Origin of the sequence: Cupriavidus sp. DF5525 (genome assembly GCF_040149425.2) — a bacterium.
Taxonomy (GTDB): Bacteria; Pseudomonadota; Gammaproteobacteria; order Burkholderiales; family Burkholderiaceae; genus Cupriavidus; species Cupriavidus pickettii_A.
In genome coordinates this window covers 1,444,981-1,462,772 of the sequence record NZ_CP168266.1, presented here as the reverse complement: position 1 = coordinate 1,462,772, position 17,792 = coordinate 1,444,981, and the positions used below count along the sequence as shown (strand labels likewise).

Below are 17,792 nucleotides of genomic sequence, written 5' to 3'. Positions count from 1 at the left end.
GGATGCTCGCCTCTCCCAAGGCGGGGCGCCGGTGCTCTGAGTGTAAGGCAGAGAGCCGGCAAGGATACGTAGACAATGGCAGCGCTACGCTGCGACACAGCGCTGCATGCGGCGCATGCCGCACCGGCGCTGCACCGGGTCAGTGCGCGTGCGTGGCGCAGCCCACGCAGGCGCCGCTGGCGTGTTGCGCCACGGCTGTGGGAGCGGTCGTCTTGCTGACCCGCTTCCATGCGGTCGCCGGCGCCGACCACTGCTCGCGCAGTGCGCGGGCCGCGCTCACCATATTGGCCAGGGCCGCTTCGGTTTCATCCCAGCCGCGCGTCTTCAGGCCGCAGTCCGGGTTGACCCACAGGCGCTGCGGCGGTACCACCTCGCAGGCGCGGGTGAGCAGCCGCTCCATCGCCTGCACCGACGGCACGCGCGGCGAATGGATGTCGTAGACGCCCGGCCCGATCTCGTTCGGGTAGTCGAAGTCGCCGAAGCCTTCCAGCAGTTCCATCGCCGAGCGCGAGGTCTCGATGGTGATCACGTCCGCGTCCATCGCGGCAATCGACGGCAGGATGTCGTTGAACTCCGCATAGCACATATGGGTGTGGATCTGGGTCTGGTCCTGCACGCCGCTGGCCGAGAGGCGGAAGGCGGTGACGGCCCAGTCCAGGTAGGCGTCCCAGTCGGCGCGGCGCAGCGGCAGGCCTTCGCGCAGCGCCGGTTCGTCGATCTGGATCACGCGGATGCCGGCCTGTTCCAGGTCGCACACCTCGTCGCGGATCGCCAGTGCCAGCTGGCGCGCGGTGGTGGCGCGTGGCTGGTCGTCGCGCACGAAGGACCATTGCAGCATGGTGACGGGGCCGGTCAGCATGCCCTTCATCGGCCGCTCGGTCAGCGACTGGGCATAGCGCGCGGTCTCGACCGTCATCGGCTCGGGACGGTACACGTCGCCATAGATCACCGGCGGCTTGACGCAGCGCGAGCCGTAGCTCTGCACCCAGCCGTTCTCGGTAAAGCCGTAGCCGCACAGCTGCTCGCCGAAGTACTCGACCATGTCGTTGCGCTCGGCCTCGCCATGCACCAGCACGTCCAGCCCGAGTTCTTCCTGCTTGCGCACGGCCAGCGAGATCTCGGCGCGGATCCGCTCCAGGTATTCCAGGGCGCCGATCTCGCCGCGCTTGTAGGCCGCGCGAGTCTGGCGGATGGCGGCGGTCTGCGGGAACGAGCCGATGGTGGTCGTCGGCAGCAGCGGGAGTTGCAGCGCCTGGCGCTGGCGTTCGATGCGCTCCGCAAAGGGGCTGGCGCGTCGGGCCATGTCGGCGGTCACGTCTGCCAGGCGCTGCTGCACGCGCGGGTTGACCACGCGGCGCGACTGGCGGCGCGAGGCCTGTGCGGCGTCGGAAGCGGTCAGCGCCTCGGCGACCGCTGCGTCACCCTGGTTCAGCGCGCGTGCCAGCACCGACAGTTCGTCGAGCTTTTCCGTGGCAAAGGCCAGCCATGACTTGAGCTCGGCATCGAGGCGCGCTTCATGTGCAAGCGATACCGGCACATGCAGCAGCGAGCACGACGGTGCCAGCCACAGGCGCTCGCCCAGCGCGGCTTGCAGCGGGCGCAGCGTGTCCAGCACGCGGCGCAGGTCAGTGCGCCAGATATTGCGGCCGTCGATCACGCCGGCCGACAGCACGGCATGCGCGGGCAGCGCGGCCTGCCATGCGGCCAGTTGCGCCGGTGCGCGCACCAGGTCGATATGGAAACCGTCGACGGGCAGGGCGGCGGCGCGTTGTGCGTGGTCGGCGGCGCTGTCGAAATACGTGGCCAGCAGCAGCTTGGGGCCCGCATCGCGCAGGCCTACATAGGCCGTGTCGAATGCGTCGATCCAGGCCGGTTCCAGGTCCAGGCACAGCGCCGGCTCGTCGATCTGCACCCACTCGATGCCGCGTGCCTTGAGCTGGCCGAGGATGCGGCGATAGGCCTGCACCAGCTTCGGCAGCAGCGTCAGGCGGTCAAAGCCGGCCACATGGCTCTTGGACAGCCACAGGTAGGTCACCGGCCCGATCAGCGTCGGGCGGGCGCGCAGGCCTTGCGCCAGCGCTTCATCGGTTTCCTCGAAGAACCACGCCGGGCCGCCGTCGAACGTCGTGTCGGCGTCCAGTTCCGGGACCAGGTAGTGGTAGTTGGTGTCGAACCACTTGGTCATCTCCATCGCCGGCTGTTCGCGGTTGCCGCGCGCCAGTTCGAAGTACTGCGTCAGCGTGAGCTGCGCCGCGTCGAAGCCGAAGCGGCGCGGCAGCGCGCCCAGCAGCGCGGTCAGGCTCAGCATCTGGTCGTAGTAGGCAAAGTCGCCGGTGGCGACGGTGTCCAGGCCGCGCTCGGCCTGCAGTTGCCAGTGGCGGCGGCGCAGTTGCGCGGCCGTGTCGCGCAGCGCGGCTTCGGTGCTGTCGCCGCGCCAGAAGGCCTCCTGTGCGAATTTCAGTTCGCGGCGCTCGCCGATGCGGGGAAAGCCGAGGATATGGGTGCGTGCCATTTGTTCTTGCTCCGGAAGATGTCTGGCGCACAGTGTCGAATTGCCCGTAAAATGAATCAAGCGACAAGTTTTAAACAACATATGAATAGATTTCATACGAGGGTGCGTCCGCCGGGCGACGAGGACGGCGCATGATCGAAGTCCGACATTTCCGATCGCTGGTGGCCATCGCCGAGTCCGGCAAGCTCGCCACCGCCGCCGAGCGCGTGCATGTCAGCCAGTCGGCGCTCTCCCACCAGATCAAGGCGATCGAGGCGCATTACGGCCTGCCGCTGTTCGACCGCACCCGGCAGGGGCTGCGCTTCACGCCCGCGGGCGAGCGTCTGCTGGCGCTGGCGCGCGAGGTGCTGGCGTCGGTCAGCGCGGCCGACCGCGATATCGAACGGCTCAAGGGCGATACCCGTGGCGAGCTGCGCGTGGTGCTGGAATGCCATACCTGCTTTGACTGGCTGATGCCGGTGATGGACGAGTTCCGCCGCCGCTGGCCCGAGGTGGAGGTGGACCTGGTGGCCGGCTTCCACGCCGACCCGATCGCGTTGCTCGGCGAGGACCGCGCCGACATGGTGATCGGCTCGCAGCCGGCGGTGCGGCGGGGGCTGGAGGTGGCGCCGCTGTTCCGCTTCGAGATCCTGGCGGTCATCGCCAATGAGCACCGGCTGCGCAACAAGCGCCGCCTCGAAGCCGCCGACCTGGCCGGCGAAACGCTGATCACCTATCCGGTGCCGGAGCAGCGCATTGACCTGATCCGCGAAGTGCTGGAGCCCGCCGGCATCCGGCTCGAGCGGCGCACCGCCGAACTTACCGTGGCCGTGCTGCAGCTTGTGGCCAGCCGCCGCGGCGTGGCGGCGCTGCCGAACTGGGGCGTGAAGAACTACGTCGACCACGACTATGTGTTGGCCAAGCGCATCGGGGTCCGGGGCCTGTGGAGCGAGCTCTATGCCACTGTGCCGGTGGCGATGGCCGGGCGGCCGTATGTGGCGGACTTCGTCTCGATCGTGCGCGATACCTGCGCGGCGCAGCTCGACGGTATCGAGCTGCTGCCGCAGGCGGCATAAGGCGAGTTCAGGCGGGCAGGGCGAGCGCCGCCTCGCTGGCGGCGCGGCGCGTGACGGCAAGCGGGGCCGGATCTGCCGGGGCATCGCCGTCCGGATCATCCACGTCCGCGAACAGCAATTCCACATCAAAGCCGTTGTCCAGCCGGCGCAGGAACAGCCACAACAGGTTGGCATCGCCAGCGGTCAGCGTGGCGTGCAGCACGGGCTGGTGGTTGGCGTCGAAGCTGAACTGCGCGGGCGCCAGCCCGGTGCGGCGGGCATTGGCAAGCACCCATTCCATGGCGCCAAACAGGTCGGCGGTGTCGAGTCGCAGCGAAAGGCGCAGGGTAGGGAGGGTAGTGGCGGGCATGTGGCGTTTCCGGCAGGTATGTCGATGAAGTAAATTTACCAGCCGGTCCGCAAAATTGGCTTCTTAAATTTCTGCTGCGCTGTGATAAATCGAGAATAAACATCCATGTATGACAGAATACGTGGATATTTCTTCTTTTCGAGATCGCCGCCATGGCCCCGCCGCCCAAACTCGACGAAACGGACCGCCGCATCCTGCGCGAACTGCGGCGCGACGGTCGCCTGTCCAATGCCCGCCTGGCCGAGCAGGTCGGCCTGTCCGCCACACCATGCTGGAACCGCGTGCGGGCGCTGGAGGAAAGCGGGGTGATCGAAGGGTACGCCGCGCTGCTGAACCAGAAGGCGCTGGGGTTGCCGGATACCGTGCTGATCGAGGTCACGCTGGAACGTCACGACGACGATATGCTGTACCGCTTCGGCAAGGCGCTGGCCGAACTTCCGGAAGTGATGGAGGCCTACCTGCTGACCGGCGACTATGACTACCTGATCAAGGTCGCCGTGGCAGGCACGCAAGGCTATGAGGAATTCCTGCGTCACAAGCTGTACAAGCTGCCCGGCCTGCGCCACAGCCGCTCGACCTTCGTGCTGCGCACGCTCAAGCGCGAGCCGTCGGTCGAGCCCTGAGCCGCCGGCGCACGGCTGTCGCTAGGCCGTCCTCAGCACCTCGGCGGAAGCGTTTCGCAACGCCCGCAGTGCCTCGTTGCATTGCTGTGGCGTGGTCGGGTGGACCAGCAGGGCCCAGCGGCCGTGCTGCACGGCTTCTCGCACCGGTGTGATCACCAGTTGATGATCCGGCCGTGCCGTGACCAGCCCGGCCAGAAGCATGCCGAACACCAGGCCCAGGAAGATGGCCGCGCCGGCGGCGGAGCCGGGATTCTGGATGACGGCCTCGATGCCTTGGCGGTGCAGGATCCCGACGATGGCAAGCCCGATCACCGTGCCCAGCGCTCCCATCATCAGGTGCGAGCGGATCGCGGTGCGCACGATAATGCTATCGTTTTCGGGCTCCAGCTTGCGGCCGACGTGTGCCTCGTACGGGTGCACCAGCCGCACCTGCCCGCGTTTGAGGTGGGCCTCGTAGCAGACACGCTCGGCGGCGCTGCTGGCGGCGGATTTGGTGTCGAACAAGGCCGCGATCTTGGTACTGGCTGCTTCCGCGCTCAAGGGATTGGCGCTCATGGTGAACTCCTGCAAGGGCTCGCAGCAGTTGCCAGGTGATGCGCCATGCGCACCGGCCCCCTGGCTTCCCCCGAGCCGTATCCTTTAACTTGAGTCTATAGACCCCTTTGAAGCGGCTGCATAAGTGGGGTGCGCGTGCTGCTGTAGGAATTGGCCGACGCCCCCGGTGACTCCCGCGCTGTGGGGAATCCGAGCGCGAACCCGCAATTCCGCTCATAATGTCGCCGGTGCCGGGCAGCCCCGGCACGATTGACCACGAATTCCGGTATGAACGACACAGAAATTGAGCTGATCGATTCGGCGCGCCTGCCGACCCGGTTTGGCGACTTCACGGCGCACGCATTCAAGGGCGCCCATTCAGGCATCGAGCATCTCGCGCTTAGCGTGGGAGACGTGTCGGGCGAGAACGTCCTGATCCGCCTGCATTCCGAATGCCTGACCGGAGACGTCTTCGGCTCCTGCCGCTGCGACTGCGGTCCGCAGCTCGAGCTTGCCATGGAGAAGATTGCCGCCGAAGGCCGCGGCATCCTGCTGTACCTGCGCGGCCATGAGGGCCGCGGCATCGGCCTGGCCGAGAAGATCCGCGCCTATCGGCTGCAGGACGGCGGGCTGGACACGGTCGACGCCAACCTGGCCCTCGGGCAGGCGATCGACGCACGCAACTACGCCTTTGCCGCCGACCTGCTGCACCAGTGGGGCGTCACCTCCGTGCGGCTGATGAGCAACAATCCGCTCAAGGCCGCCGCGCTGGAGAAGGCCGGCATCAAGGTGGTCGAGCAGATGCGCCACATCGTGCCGTCCAATGCCGAGAACGAAAAATACCTGGCGACCAAACGTACCCGCATGGGGCATTTGCTCGACTGATGGCTTAAGCAGCCAGGGCCGCCCGTCCTGGCTGACCGAGCCCTGTCACCGTCTCTTCCGGCCGGCTTCCCTCCGGTTCTGTCCCTAGCCGTTTCCCCTGCCTGCGTGTGACTGCGGTCGCGCGCTGCTTCTCCTTGCGTCCATCTGCTGCCAGCGCCTCTACGTCGACCCGAAGGCCGAGCTGACCATCGTCCGGTACGCTTCGCACCCCGTTGCAGGGAACGCTGCCAACAATCCGATTACCTTCCGTGCGTTCCGGGCATTGGCGGAAACGTTGATGCGATGACGCGTTTGCCAGGGCGCAGCGGATGACGCGCGCCCGGCAGCACAGGTTCTTTACCTGTCCGTGGTCGATTGGCCAGGATGGGTCGCCCCGTCCCGTGGCACTACCTGCGCCGCAATCCGCTCTCCGTGGTCGCGCTGTGCCACCTTCAGGTCATAGTTCAGCTGCATATTCATCCACGAGCGCGCATCGCCGCCAAAATAGCGCGCGAGGCGCAGCGCGGTATCGGGTGTGATGCCGCGCTGCTCACGCACGATGTCGTTGATGCGTGCCGCGGTCACATGCAACGCCAGGGCCAGTGCATTGGCGCTCATGCCCAGCGGCACAAGGAATTCCTCGCGCAGGATTTCGCCCGGATGGATCGGGGGCATGCCGTCTTCGAAGCGAGCCATGTTTCCGTCCTCAGTGGTAGTCGACAATCTCGACGGCCGCGGGGCCGTCATGTGTCCAGATAAAGCAGATGCTGTTGATGCGGATGCTGTAGCGGCCTTTGCGATCGCCGCCGAGCAGTTCGAGCCGGTTGGCCGGTGGTGAACACAGCAATTCCAGCGTCAGTGCCTCGTGGAGCATAAGCAGTTTGCGGAAAGCTACGGCGCGGATATTGGCAAAGCGAGGTACACAGCGGCCTGCGAAAAGTTCAGCGGTATCCGAACACCTGAATGACTGAATCATATCGTATATCGGTAATCGATAAATAGTAAAAAGCCAAAATTGCGCGACGAATCTGCACCTTTGCCGGATGAAATCGCCTTGCCGATGCCGCCACACCGTCACGCTTCTGATTTCCGAGTGATGGGGTCGATACCAAATCTTTTCCGAACTGTTACACTGTATGGATGTACAGTGTTCGCGCGGGCACTCCGGTAGCGTGAACCGCTGGCCGGAGCGGCCCCGGGCGCTGTGCTATGGTGGTTCTCTTGCCGGACCACGGCCTCAGCACGCCGCCGCCGGCCCCTCCTGTCTCTCCCTTAACGCCCTGATTCGAAAGAGAAATCGTGTCGAGCAAGCAGCTAATCCGCATTCGCGGCGCCCGCCAGCACAACCTCAAGGATGTCGATCTCGACCTGCGCCCCGGCGAGATGACCGTGGTCACCGGGCCGTCCGGCTCGGGCAAATCCAGCCTGGTGTTCGACACGCTCTATGCCGAAGGTCAGCGCCGCTACGTCGAGACCTTCAGCGCCTACGCCCGCCAGTTCCTGGACCGCATGGACCGGCCCCAGGTGGAGCGCGTCGACGGCGTGCCGCCGGCCATCGCAATCGACCAGACCAACCCGGTGCGCAGCTCGCGCTCGACCGTGGGCACGATGACGGAGCTGAACGACCACCTGAAGCTGCTCTATGCCCGCGCGGCGGAACTGTTCGACAAGCAGACCGCGCAGCCGGTGCGCCATGACTCGCCGGAAACCATCTACGCCGAGCTACTGGCGCGCACGGCTGAAGGCCAGCCGCACCACGACGCGCGCCTGATCGTGACCTTCCCGGTCGAGCTGCCGGAATCGGCCACCGACGAGGAAGTCCAGCAGTGGCTCTCCGTCAGCGGCTATACCCGCGTGCAGGCGCAGCGCGTAGTGCAGTCGCCGACCGGCGCGCGCAAGATGCTCGACGTGGTGGCCGACCGCTTCCGCATCGGCAACGCCGAGAAGGTGCGCGTGGTGGAGGCCATCGAGGCCTCGCTCAAGCGCGGCGGCGGGCGCGTCAATATCTACGTGCTGACGGATGGCGATGACGGCCCCGTGTGGCGCTTCTCCACCGGCCTGCACAGCCCCGACAGCGACCTGCGCTATGCCGATCCACAGCCGGCGCTGTTCTCCTTCAACTCCGCCTACGGCGCCTGCGAGACCTGCCGCGGCTTCGGCCGCGTGATCGGCGTCGACCTCGGGCTGGTGATTCCCGATGTGCGCAAGACGCTGCGCGGCGGCGCGATCAAGCCGATGCAGACCCCGGCCTGGAAGGAGTGCCAGGACGACCTGATGCGCTACGCCGGCAAGGCCGGCATCCCGCGCGACACGCCGTGGGCCGAGATGACCGAGGCCGAGCGCCACTGGGTCATCCACGGCTCGCCGGACTGGAACGGCCAGTGGAACAAGCACTGGTACGGCGTGATGCGGTTCTTCAACTACCTGGAGTCGAAGGCCTACAAGATGCACATCCGTGTGCTGCTGTCCAAGTACCGCAGCTACACACCGTGCGAAACCTGCGGCGGCGCACGCCTGAAGACCGAATCGCTGCTGTGGCGCCTGGGATCGAAGGACAACGCCGACGCCGTGCTGGCGCCGGAACGCCGCTTCCTGCCGCGCGGCGTGGACTGGGACCGCACCCAACTGCAGGCGCTGCGGGGTTTGACCGTCCACGACCTGATGCTGCTGCCGATCGAACGCATCCGCCGTTTCTTCGACGACCTGACGCTGCCCAGCGCGATGCTGGACGATGCGCTCAAGCTGCTGCTGGCCGAAGTGCGCACGCGCCTGAAGTACCTGTGCGACGTGGGCCTGGGCTACCTGACGCTGGACCGCCAGAGCCGCACGCTGTCGGGCGGCGAGGTGCAGCGCATCAACTTGACCACGGCGCTCGGCACCTCGCTGGTCAATACGCTGTTCGTGCTGGACGAGCCCAGCATCGGCCTGCACCCGCGCGACCTGAACCGCATCGTCGAGGCCATGCACCGGCTGCGCGATGCCGGCAACACGCTGGTGGTGGTCGAGCACGACCCCTCGGTGATGCTGGCCGCCGACCGCCTGATCGACATGGGCCCGGGCCCGGGCGAGCGCGGCGGCAACATCATCTTCGACGGCACGCCGTCGGCTATCCGCGGCGCCGGCACGCTCACCGGCGACTACCTGGGCGGGCGCCGCCGCGTGGCCGATGCCTCGCACTGGCAGCGCCGCCCGGTGGACGACAAGCTGCCGCGCATCGTGCTGGAAGGCGCGACCCAGCACAACCTGCAGGACGTGACCGTAGCGATCCCGCTGCAGCGGCTGGTATGCGTGACCGGTGTCTCCGGCTCGGGCAAGTCCACGCTGCTGCAGGACGTGCTCCATCCCGCGATGGCGCGCCACTTCGGCAAGGCGACCGAATCGCCGGGCGCGTACCGCAAGCTGAGCGGTGTGGAACTGGTCGATGACGTGGTCTTTGTCGACCAGTCGCCGATTGGCAAGACCGCGCGTTCCAACCCCGCCAGCTACGTCGGCGCGTTCGATGAAATTCGCAAGATTTTTGCCAAGGCGCCGCAGGCGCTGCAGCGCAGCTATACCGCGGGCACCTTCAGCTTCAACTCCGGCGACGGGCGCTGCCCGACCTGTGGCGGCTCGGGCTTCGAACACGTCGAGATGCAGTTCCTCAGCGACGTCTACCTGCGCTGCCCGGACTGCGACGGCAGCCGCTACCGCCCCGAAGTGCTGGAGGTGAAGATCGAGCGCGCCGCGCCCGGCCAGCCGCCGCGCTTGCTCAGCATCGCCGACGTGCTGGAGCTGACCGTCAGCGAGGCCGCGGCCTGCTTTGCCGGCGATACGGCCGTGCTGCGCGTGCTGCAGCCCATCGTCGACGTCGGCCTGGAATACGTGAAGCTGGGCCAGCCGGTGCCGACGCTGTCGGGCGGCGAGGCGCAGCGCCTGAAGCTCGCCGGCTTCCTCGCCGAAGCCGCGCAAGCAACGCCATCCAGGACCCGCCCCAGCACCATGCCGCGCCGGCTCTTCATGTTCGACGAGCCCACCACGGGCCTGCACTTCGACGATATCGCCAAGCTGATGCGCGCCTTCGGCAAGCTGCTGGACGGCGGGCATTCGCTGATCGTGATCGAGCACAACCTCGACGTGATCCGCGCGGCCGACTGGCTGGTCGACCTCGGCCCGGAAGGCGGCGATGCCGGCGGGCGCGTGGTCTGCACCGGCACGCCGGAAGACGTGAAGGGTTGCGCCGAATCGCATACCGGCCAGGCGCTGATCCACTATGACGCCGCGCTGGGTGAAGCCGGCACGCTGGCCGCGGAGCGCGCCGAGATCGAAGGCGTGCCGCTGCAGGCCGCCTTGCAGGCACGCCGCGCGCGCCGCGAGATCGAGGGCGAGGACGTGGTGCGCATCGTCAATGCGCACGAGCACAACCTGAAGTCGCTCAGCGTCGATATCCCGCACGGCAAGTTCAACGTGGTCACCGGCGTGTCCGGCTCGGGCAAGTCGACGCTGGCGTTCGACATCCTGTTCCACGAGGGCCAGCGCCGCTACCTGGAATCGCTCAACGCGTATGCGCGCTCGATCGTGCAGCCGGCGGGCCGGCCCGAGGTCGACGCGGTCTACGGCATCCCGCCCACGGTGGCGATCGAGCAGCGCCTGTCGCGCGGCGGCCGCAAGAGTACGGTGGCGACGACGTCCGAAGTCTGGCACTTCCTGCGCCTGCTGTACGTCAAGCTGGGCATCCAGCACTGCGTGCATGACGGTGCGCCGGTGACCTCGCAAAGCCCGGAATCGATCGCCGCGCAGTTGCTGCGCGACCATCGCGGCCAGCATGTGGGACTGCTGGCCCCGCTGGTGGTGAATCGCAAGGGCGTTTATACGGATCTCGCCAAGTGGGCCAAGGCGCGTGGCAACACGCACCTGCGCGTCGATGGCGAATTCCTGCCGGTCGACCCGTGGCCGCGCCTCGATCGTTTCCGTGAGCACACCATCGAGCTGCCTGTCGGCGACCTGGTGGTCACGCCGGAGAATGAAGGTGAGCTGCGCGCGCTGCTGGCGCAGACGCTGGAAGCCGGCAAGGGCGTGATGCACCTGCTGGCGCCGCTCGACGGCCTGGACCATGCCATGACCAACGGCGGCACCGCGCACGTGGGCGAGGTCAAGGTGTTCTCGACCAAGCGCGCCTGCCCGGTATGCGGCACCAGCTACCCCGAGCTGGATCCGCGCATGTTCTCGTACAACAGCAAGCACGGCTGGTGTGGCACCTGCGTCGGCACCGGGCTGGCGCTCACGCGCGAGCAGCGCGCGGCCTACGACGACACCGTGCTGGTCGAAGACAACCGCGGCCGCGAGCAGAGCCTGCCGTCCGAGGAGCAGGAACCCGAAGGCGTGGGCGACACGCCGTGCCCGGACTGCCACGGCACGCGCCTGAACCCGGTCGCACGCGCGGTGACGTTCGACGAGAACGCCATCGTCGAGGTGGCGCAGTGGACCGTGTCCGAGACGCGCCGCTGGGTCGATGGCCTGCGCCTGACCGGGCGCGATGCCGAGATCGCCCGCGACGTGGTCAGCGAGATCGGCAGCCGCCTGCAGTTCCTGGAAGAAGTGGGGCTGGGTTACCTCAGCCTGGACCGCGCCGCCCCCAGCCTGTCGGGCGGCGAGGCCCAGCGCATCCGCCTGGCCGCGCAGCTCGGCAGCAACCTGCAAGGCGTCTGCTACGTGCTGGACGAGCCCACCATCGGCCTGCATCCGCGCGACAACCAGATCCTGCTGGACGCGCTGCGCAAGCTCGGCGACAAGGGCAATACGCTGGTGGTGGTCGAGCATGACGAAGACACCATCCGTCGCGCCGACCATATCATCGACATCGGCCCCGGCGCCGGCAAGCGCGGCGGCACGCTGGTGGCACAGGGCGGCGTGGCCGACCTGGCCGCGGCGCCCACGTCCACCACCGGCCAGTTCCTGGCGCATCCGATCATCCACCCGCTGCAGGCCAGGCGCACGGTCAGGCCGGGCGCCGCCGGCAAGCCGGCCGATCCGCCGGAATGGCTGACCGTGCATGGCGCGTCGCTGCACAACCTGCGCAACGTCAACGCGCGTATTCCGCTGTCGCGGCTGGTGGCGATCACCGGCGTGTCGGGCTCCGGCAAGTCCACGCTGGCGCGCGACGTGCTGATGACCAACCTGCTCGATGCGGTGGGCCGGTCGGTGCTGTCGTCGCCGGCCACGCGCCGCGCGCGCAATGCCGCGAAGGAAGAGGCCAAGGCGGCGAAACCATCGGCGAGGAAGCAGCTCAACATCGAACACAACTGGCATGGCTGCGACGCCATCACCGGCTGGGAGTCGATCGACCGCGTGCTCGAAGTCGACCAGACCCCGATCGGCAAGACCCCGCGCTCGTGCCCTGCGACGTACATCGGCGTGTGGGACACCATCCGCCGGCTCTTTGCCGATACGCTGGAAGCGCGCGCCCGCGGCTACACCGCCTCGCGCTTCTCGTTCAACACCGGCGACGGCCGCTGCCCGGCGTGCGAAGGGCAGGGCGTGCGCACCATCGGCATGAGCTTCCTGCCGGACGTGAAGGTGCCGTGCGACGTCTGCCACGGCCAGCGCTTCAACCCGGAGACGCTGGCCGTCTCCTGGCGCGGCAAGAATATCGGCGACGTGCTGACGATGGAGATCGACGAGGCAGTGGCGTTCTTCTCCGCGATGTCGAACATCGCCCATCCTCTGCAGTTGATGAAGGACGTGGGCCTGGGCTACCTGACGCTGGGCCAGCCCTCGCCGACGCTGTCCGGCGGCGAGGCGCAGCGCATCAAGCTGGTGACCGAGCTGAGCAAGGTGCGCGACGACATCACCCGCCGCGGCCAGAAGGCGCCACACACGCTGTACGTGCTGGACGAGCCCACCGTGGGCCTGCACATGGCCGACGTGGCGCGCCTGATCCGCGTGCTGCACCGGCTCACCGATGGCGGCCACAGCGTGGTGGTGATTGAGCATGACCTCGACGTGATTGCCGAGGCCGACTGGATCATCGACCTGGGACCGGAAGGCGGGGCGGGTGGCGGCACCATCGTCGGTGCGGCCGATCCGGAGCGGCTGTCGCGCATTGCGGCCAGCCATACCGGGGCCGCGCTGGTGCCGGTGCTGGTGCGCGGCAAGTCGGCGGCGGGCACGCCGGCGGAGGCGGGCGCAGTGGGCATCGCGTAGCGCATTGCAAGCGGAAGGCGCACGGGCACGCCTTTCGCTTGCCCATGGTTACTGGCGTGCACATCGCGCCCCTGAACGGAGGTAACCATGAAGCATATCCGACCCAGCCGCATCCTCGCCGCCGCGGCCCTTATGGCCGCAGCGATTCCCGCCATGGCGCAGACGCCGGGTACGCCGCGCGGGGCCTATGATCCGTATTCGCAAGGCGCACGCAGCACCGAGAAGTTCGACCCGTACACGCAAGGCGCCAACGCACCCACGCGGCAGGACCTTGCACCGGCGCCGGAGGCCCAGCCTTCGACCGTGCCGGCGCAGCCTGGCATGCCTGGCGCGACGATGCAGCGCAGCCCCGACCCGTCTATGGACAGCACGCGCTGGGGCAGCCCCGACCTTGGCCGCCCGCTCGGCCGGCGTAACCAGTTCCTGGACGGCGGCGGCTGATCGACGCAACCGTCCCCGGCCATCGATCCCAGCCATACCGGTCCCGCGCGACCAGCGCGCAGGACCGGGGTCCCCTTTCCTTGACGGACCGGCCTGACGCAGACGTCTCGCAGACTGCACGCAGGGAGGGCACGGCCAATGCGAATGCACCCGGACTTACCGCCTCTTGTAAATCCTGCCCAGCAGCGTGACTGGGACGGCGCGCCCGCGGCCACCAGCGCCGCGGCCACCGCTGCACAGTGCGGGCCGTTGCGCGCTGGGGATCTCACGCGCATGACGGTAGTCAGCTACAACATCCACCGTGCCGTGGGCACGGACCGCCGCTACCGCCCGGACCGCATCGCCACGGTGCTGGAAGAAATCGGCGCCGATATCGTCGCGCTGCAGGAAGTCGAATCCGGCAGCAGCAACGACCACACGCTGGAATACCTGGCTGGCCATACCGGCATGCATGTGGTGTCAGGTTTTACACGCGTGCGCGGCAATGCGGATTACGGCAATGCGCTGCTGACCCGTTTCGCGCCCCAGGCGGTCAACCAGATCGACCTCACGGTAAAGGGCTGCGAGCCGCGCGGCGCCATCGACGTAACGCTGGCCTGCACCGCGTTGGGCCACGCCAGCGAACTGCGCGTGATCGCCACCCACCTGGGCCTGCGCCCGGGCGAGCGCCGCCATCAGGTGCAGCAACTCCTGAACTACATCGCCACCGCGCCGCCATTGCCCACCATCCTGCTGGGCGATGTCAACGAGTGGTTCTTGTGGGGCCGCCCGCTGCGATGGCTCCACGCGTATTTCGAGCATACGCCGCACACCGCGACATTCCCGTCGCGCATGCCGGTGTTCGCGCTGGACCGAATCTGGGTGTCGCCGCGCGCCCACCTGGTATCGGTGGCCAGCCACCGCAGCCCGCTGGCACGCGTGGCGTCGGACCACCTGCCGCTGCTGGCGAGCTTCGAGGTGCCGCTCGCGGCGCAGCCGCAACCGACTGCGCAGGACACTGCATTGCATCCTTCCCGGACAACCGAAGCCAACCGAGGAGCAACCCCATGAGACACAGCGACGACGACCATCCGCGCAGGCGCGGCGACGAAGACTACCTCCGCCGGCGTCCCGACCACCAGTACGGTGGCAACGACCAGGGCTACAGCGGCATCCCGGCACAGCCACGCAACCGCCGCCAGCGCGATCTCACTGCGGGCCGCTATGGCAATACCGCGGAGCGCCTGCCGCGCGACGAGACCCGCGAGGCCGGGCCCGGCGAGGAGGGCCGGTATGGGTACTATGTCGAGGAGGAATGGTCCTGGCCGAACGAGCCGCGTCATGCCGCGGGCGGCCCGCGCGATGAACAATTCGAGGACGAATGGTCAAGGCGGCGCGGCGGGATGGCACCGCGTGGCGCGGGCTACGGCCGCTATGCGGGTGCGCAGGACCAGCGCGGCTCGCGCGAGGGGCCGCCCCGCGGCGAGTACGGTGGATACCGCGAATACGACGAATACGGCGGCTACGTGGCGGGCGACTGGGACACGCCGCAGCCGCGCTGGCAGCGTGGCGCCGGCCCGAAGAACTACCGCCGCGACGATGAGCGGGTCCACGACGAAGTCTGCAACCGGCTGGCGCGACACGACGAACTGGATGTCAGCGAAGTCTCGGTGCGGGTGCAGGACGGCGTGGTGACGCTGGAAGGCCACGTCCTCGACCGCTGCTCCAAGTACGAGATCGAGGAGCTCGCCGAGCGCGTGTTCGGCGTGAAGGACGTCATCAACCATATCCGGGTGCGGCCCTACGGCATGCTCGCCTCCGAATGACAGCAGCGGCGGCCCCGCCAGCGCGGGATTGCCGCCTGTCGCATTTCCAGGGACCTTCCGACCGGCCTCCAAACCGGCCTTCCACCCGCTCAGGACCTGCCCTTGCCTTCGCCGATGCGCGGCGGGTGCGGCGGCTGCTCGTCGCGGTCGTCGGTGCGGTCGGCCTTGTCGACCGGCATGTCGGCGGGCAGCCCTTCTGCGGCGCGCACGACTTCATCCGCGATCTCTTCCTCCGGGGACTCGTCTTCCGTCGGGGTGTGCGCCTCCTCGTCGCGCTGGACGATTTCGTCCTCGATATCGTCGGTCTCCTGGTCGAGGTCCGGATCCAGCGTACTCGGAATATTGCCGGCCTCGGCACGCGCGGCGCGCGACGCGGTCTGGTCGCGCGATCGCTTGCCCGCGCCCGCGGCTTGCGGCGCACTGTGACGCATGGCTGGGCTGCCGCCCACGCGGTCACCGTGGCGTGCGCCGGTACGGATGGTCTTGCTCATGGTCTCTCCTGTGCATTGGCGCCGGCGGCGTCAAGTGTTCTCCACCGGCAGTTCGCTTTCCTCGGGATCGCCGCCGCGGCGCTTGACTGAGGGCGGCTCGCCATTCTCGTCGGGGATGTCATGCTCGCGCTCGACATCGTGGCGGCGGTCGCGCCCGGGCTTGCCGCGTTCATGCTCGGTGTCCGGTCCGCCCTTGTGCGGATCGCGGGGTTCGGTGCGGCGCCGGGTGGCGTCGTGGTCGGGCTGGCGGTGGGTGCTCATGGTGTCTCCCTCGGTGTGTGAAAGCAATCGCAGATACGTATCGGTGCGCTAGTCGGTGCCGGCACGCAGTTCGTCCGACACGGCGGTCACGCCGCGCACCGAGCGCGCCAGATCCATGGCCATGATGCGCTGCTTGTCGTCGCGCACGGTGCCTTCCAGCCTTACCACGCCATCGGTGGTCGAGACGCGGATCTTGGCCGGATCCAGCGTGCGCGCATTGGCCAGGCGCGCGCGCACTTCGGTGGTGATGGCGCGGTCGCTGGCGGCTTCGGTGTCGCGCGGCGCGGCCGTGCGGCCAGTGGATGACGGCGCGGGCGGGGCATCGGTCGGGGCGGCCGGGATGGCCTGGGAGGCGGCCATCGCCAGTACCGCGAGCGGCAGCGCCAGGTGGGCGCCGTGCAAGCGTGGACGGGTTGTCATGACGATCCTCCTGTTTTCGGCGGCAGGCAAGGCGGTTCCTGTCCGCATCTGGCTTTGACCTGCAAGCTCCGTTCCCGCCGCAATGGGGCGCTGGCGAGCCTTGCCTGCCGTGGCCACAGGCGGGGGGAAGCCGGCGTGCTGGAAGTCACTGCGTCTCCGCCTGCGCGAGGACGACGCGCCGGGGCCCGATGCGGCACTACGCTGCACGCCTCTGGTGGCGCCGTGATGCCTGCTTTCAGCTTAGGCCTGCCGCGCCGTAGTGGCTGGAAAGACCGCTAGCGCCGTAGTTTTTACAGCCGCTGCAGAAACTGCATGTGCCGCCGCGCGTACGCCTGCCTGCGCTGGCGCCCGCGTCGAAGGCATCGCTGGCGCGACGCTTGCGTGCCGTCGTGTGCTTGCGTGCCGTCCTGTCTATAGTGAAGGAAATGCTGGCCAAAACTGGCGTGCGTCATGTGCCGGCGAGCACAGCCCGCAACGCCGGCCCCCATGCCGCGGCGGCACCCCGTTTGCCGCGTGCAGCCGGGCCCATCAGCGCAGCCGGCCGGGGGGAGCGGCTCATCTGTTGCGAGGTAGCCATGAATTTCGCCAGCATCCTGTCGACTATCGTCCTGGCCTCATCGGTCTCGGTATCTTCGGCGCCCGTCGAGCGCCAGTTGCTTGCCATCACCCCCTCTGACTTTGCCCAGCGCTTCAATACCGTCGCGCAGGACACCGGTTCTGGCCTGAGCCTGCCCAGCTTCAAGGTCAAGCCCGGCTGGCACAAGGCCGCGCCCAGCGCGGGCGTATCGGTGCTGGTACGCGCCAGCCGCTCGGGCTATGCCATCGATGAAGTGGTGGTGGTGTGCCGCGAGGTCGAGCGCTGCTTCCTCACCATCTGCACGGCCGCGCTTGCCATCGACGACAGTGTCAATCCGCTGCTGCTGCAGCGCTTCATCGTGGCGCGCATCGCGACCGAGCTGGGCGAAGTCGGCCTGGTGATGTCGGGCCTTGCGTACATCGTGGTCACGCCGAAGGAAGACGACTACGTCGCGGTGGTGATCCGCCCCTACCTGCCGCAGGAGCGCAGCGCCTCGCCAAGCCAGGCGGCACGCGAGCCGTCCGCGCCGCCGGATCCGTATGCCGCCCCGCATGGGCCGGGCATGCCGGACAGCCACCACGCGGCGCCCCATCTGCCGCCCCATCGCCCGCTTACGCCGATCGTCTGGCACCAGGCTGGCCACACGGTGGTGCCGGGGCAATCCTGAGCGTTCGGTTCCCG

16 protein-coding genes and 1 pseudogene are annotated in these 17,792 nt (G+C 68.0%); 9 read left to right on the top strand and 8 right to left on the bottom strand.

The genetic code is table 11. The features are described 5' to 3' along the window. Positions 1 to 139 precede the first annotated feature (139 nt). Complete coding sequence (metE, locus tag ABNX08_RS27940; RefSeq protein WP_022538948.1) at positions 140 to 2,512, bottom strand: 5-methyltetrahydropteroyltriglutamate--homocysteine S-methyltransferase; 2,373 nt, start codon at positions 2,510 to 2,512, stop codon at positions 140 to 142. Positions 2,513 to 2,643: 131 nt separating this feature from the next. On the opposite strand from metE, the gene ABNX08_RS27935 reads away from it, so the two are divergent. Further along, a complete protein-coding gene (locus ABNX08_RS27935; RefSeq protein WP_022538947.1) occupies positions 2,644 to 3,567 on the top strand; it encodes a LysR family transcriptional regulator in 924 nt (307 codons plus the stop codon). Positions 3,568 to 3,574: 7 nt separating this feature from the next. Here ABNX08_RS27935 and ABNX08_RS27930 read toward each other — a convergent pair whose 3' ends face one another. Next, positions 3,575 to 3,916, bottom strand: a complete 342-nt coding sequence (locus ABNX08_RS27930) for a hypothetical protein (RefSeq protein WP_022538946.1) — start codon at positions 3,914 to 3,916, stop codon at positions 3,575 to 3,577. A 152-nt stretch (positions 3,917 to 4,068) separates the two neighbouring features. On the opposite strand from ABNX08_RS27930, the gene ABNX08_RS27925 reads away from it, so the two are divergent. After that, complete coding sequence (locus tag ABNX08_RS27925) at positions 4,069 to 4,539, top strand: Lrp/AsnC family transcriptional regulator (RefSeq protein ID WP_022538945.1); 471 nt, start codon at positions 4,069 to 4,071, stop codon at positions 4,537 to 4,539. A 21-nt stretch (positions 4,540 to 4,560) separates the two neighbouring features. Here ABNX08_RS27925 and ABNX08_RS27920 read toward each other — a convergent pair whose 3' ends face one another. Continuing rightward, positions 4,561 to 5,094: a hypothetical protein gene (locus tag ABNX08_RS27920; protein WP_022538944.1), complete on the bottom strand. Its 534-nt coding sequence runs from the start codon at positions 5,092 to 5,094 to the stop codon at positions 4,561 to 4,563. A gap of 267 nt (positions 5,095 to 5,361) precedes the next feature. Here ABNX08_RS27920 and ribA point away from each other — a divergent pair, with 267 nt between their 5' ends. Both ribA and ABNX08_RS27910 read left to right on the top strand, forming a co-directional pair. Next, positions 5,362 to 5,958, top strand: coding sequence for a GTP cyclohydrolase II (ribA, locus tag ABNX08_RS27915; RefSeq protein ID WP_022538943.1), 597 nt, complete (start codon positions 5,362 to 5,364; stop codon positions 5,956 to 5,958). A gap of 151 nt (positions 5,959 to 6,109) precedes the next feature. Next, positions 6,110 to 6,244, top strand: a pseudogene (locus ABNX08_RS27910) (6-aminohexanoate hydrolase); the annotation flags it as partial. 50 nt (positions 6,245 to 6,294) lie between these two features. On the opposite strand, the gene ABNX08_RS27905 reads toward ABNX08_RS27910, so the two are convergent. Both ABNX08_RS27905 and ABNX08_RS27900 read right to left on the bottom strand, forming a co-directional pair. Beyond that, on the bottom strand, positions 6,295 to 6,633 hold the full coding sequence (locus ABNX08_RS27905; RefSeq protein ID WP_022538942.1) for a HigA family addiction module antitoxin: 339 nt from the start codon (positions 6,631 to 6,633) through the stop codon (positions 6,295 to 6,297). 10 nt (positions 6,634 to 6,643) lie between these two features. After that, on the bottom strand, positions 6,644 to 6,913 hold the full coding sequence (locus tag ABNX08_RS27900) for a type II toxin-antitoxin system RelE/ParE family toxin (RefSeq protein ID WP_041681812.1): 270 nt from the start codon (positions 6,911 to 6,913) through the stop codon (positions 6,644 to 6,646). A gap of 323 nt (positions 6,914 to 7,236) precedes the next feature. On the opposite strand from ABNX08_RS27900, the gene uvrA reads away from it, so the two are divergent. From uvrA to ABNX08_RS27880, 4 genes are all read left to right on the top strand, one after another. Further along, the gene (gene uvrA / locus ABNX08_RS27895; RefSeq protein ID WP_022538940.1) at positions 7,237 to 13,116 is read left to right on the top strand and encodes an excinuclease ABC subunit UvrA; all 5,880 of its coding nucleotides are present in this window, start codon (positions 7,237 to 7,239) and stop codon (positions 13,114 to 13,116) included. Positions 13,117 to 13,203: 87 nt separating this feature from the next. Further along, positions 13,204 to 13,557, top strand: coding sequence for a hypothetical protein (locus ABNX08_RS27890; protein WP_022538939.1), 354 nt, complete (start codon positions 13,204 to 13,206; stop codon positions 13,555 to 13,557). A 144-nt stretch (positions 13,558 to 13,701) separates the two neighbouring features. Further along, entirely contained in the window at positions 13,702 to 14,607 is a 906-nt protein-coding gene (locus tag ABNX08_RS27885) for an endonuclease/exonuclease/phosphatase family protein (RefSeq protein WP_374063689.1), read from the top strand. After that, complete coding sequence (locus ABNX08_RS27880) at positions 14,604 to 15,362, top strand: BON domain-containing protein (RefSeq protein ID WP_022538937.1); 759 nt, start codon at positions 14,604 to 14,606, stop codon at positions 15,360 to 15,362. Before ABNX08_RS27885 ends, ABNX08_RS27880 begins: the two co-directional genes overlap by 4 nt. 89 nt (positions 15,363 to 15,451) lie before the next feature. Here the strand turns inward: ABNX08_RS27880 and ABNX08_RS27875 are convergent, their stop codons facing one another. Genes ABNX08_RS27875 through ABNX08_RS27865 form a run of 3 tightly spaced genes read right to left on the bottom strand, consistent with a single transcriptional unit; the run spans position 15,452 to position 16,534 of the window. Continuing rightward, positions 15,452 to 15,853, bottom strand: coding sequence for a hypothetical protein (locus tag ABNX08_RS27875; RefSeq protein WP_022538936.1), 402 nt, complete (start codon positions 15,851 to 15,853; stop codon positions 15,452 to 15,454). 30 nt (positions 15,854 to 15,883) lie between these two features. Next, on the bottom strand, positions 15,884 to 16,114 hold the full coding sequence (locus tag ABNX08_RS27870; RefSeq protein ID WP_022538935.1) for a hypothetical protein: 231 nt from the start codon (positions 16,112 to 16,114) through the stop codon (positions 15,884 to 15,886). A gap of 48 nt (positions 16,115 to 16,162) precedes the next feature. Next, complete coding sequence (locus tag ABNX08_RS27865) at positions 16,163 to 16,534, bottom strand: BON domain-containing protein (protein ID WP_022538934.1); 372 nt, start codon at positions 16,532 to 16,534, stop codon at positions 16,163 to 16,165. A 575-nt stretch (positions 16,535 to 17,109) separates the two neighbouring features. Here ABNX08_RS27865 and ABNX08_RS27860 point away from each other — a divergent pair. Continuing rightward, positions 17,110 to 17,778: a hypothetical protein gene (locus ABNX08_RS27860; protein ID WP_022538933.1), complete on the top strand. Its 669-nt coding sequence runs from the start codon at positions 17,110 to 17,112 to the stop codon at positions 17,776 to 17,778. Positions 17,779 to 17,792: the final 14 nt, after the last annotated feature.

Excerpts from the sequence above, each read along its gene's own strand:
- metE (WP_022538948.1), bottom strand. The coding sequence starts at position 2,512 with ATGGCACGCACCCATATCCTCGGCTTTCCCCGCATCGGCGAGCGCCGC.
- ABNX08_RS27935 (WP_022538947.1), top strand. The coding sequence starts at position 2,644 with ATGATCGAAGTCCGACATTTCCGATCGCTGGTGGCCATCGCCGAGTCC.
- ABNX08_RS27930 (WP_022538946.1), bottom strand. The coding sequence starts at position 3,916 with ATGCCCGCCACTACCCTCCCTACCCTGCGCCTTTCGCTGCGACTCGAC.
- ABNX08_RS27925 (WP_022538945.1), top strand. The coding sequence starts at position 4,069 with ATGGCCCCGCCGCCCAAACTCGACGAAACGGACCGCCGCATCCTGCGC.
- ABNX08_RS27920 (WP_022538944.1), bottom strand. The coding sequence starts at position 5,094 with ATGAGCGCCAATCCCTTGAGCGCGGAAGCAGCCAGTACCAAGATCGCG.
- ribA (WP_022538943.1), top strand. The coding sequence starts at position 5,362 with ATGAACGACACAGAAATTGAGCTGATCGATTCGGCGCGCCTGCCGACC.
- ABNX08_RS27905 (WP_022538942.1), bottom strand. The coding sequence starts at position 6,633 with ATGGCTCGCTTCGAAGACGGCATGCCCCCGATCCATCCGGGCGAAATC.
- ABNX08_RS27900 (WP_041681812.1), bottom strand. The coding sequence starts at position 6,913 with ATGATTCAGTCATTCAGGTGTTCGGATACCGCTGAACTTTTCGCAGGC.
- ABNX08_RS27890 (WP_022538939.1), top strand. The coding sequence starts at position 13,204 with ATGAAGCATATCCGACCCAGCCGCATCCTCGCCGCCGCGGCCCTTATG.
- ABNX08_RS27885 (WP_374063689.1), top strand. The coding sequence starts at position 13,702 with ATGCACCCGGACTTACCGCCTCTTGTAAATCCTGCCCAGCAGCGTGAC.
- ABNX08_RS27880 (WP_022538937.1), top strand. The coding sequence starts at position 14,604 with ATGAGACACAGCGACGACGACCATCCGCGCAGGCGCGGCGACGAAGAC.
- ABNX08_RS27875 (WP_022538936.1), bottom strand. The coding sequence starts at position 15,853 with ATGAGCAAGACCATCCGTACCGGCGCACGCCACGGTGACCGCGTGGGC.
- ABNX08_RS27870 (WP_022538935.1), bottom strand. The coding sequence starts at position 16,114 with ATGAGCACCCACCGCCAGCCCGACCACGACGCCACCCGGCGCCGCACC.
- ABNX08_RS27865 (WP_022538934.1), bottom strand. The coding sequence starts at position 16,534 with ATGACAACCCGTCCACGCTTGCACGGCGCCCACCTGGCGCTGCCGCTC.
- ABNX08_RS27860 (WP_022538933.1), top strand. The coding sequence starts at position 17,110 with ATGAATTTCGCCAGCATCCTGTCGACTATCGTCCTGGCCTCATCGGTC.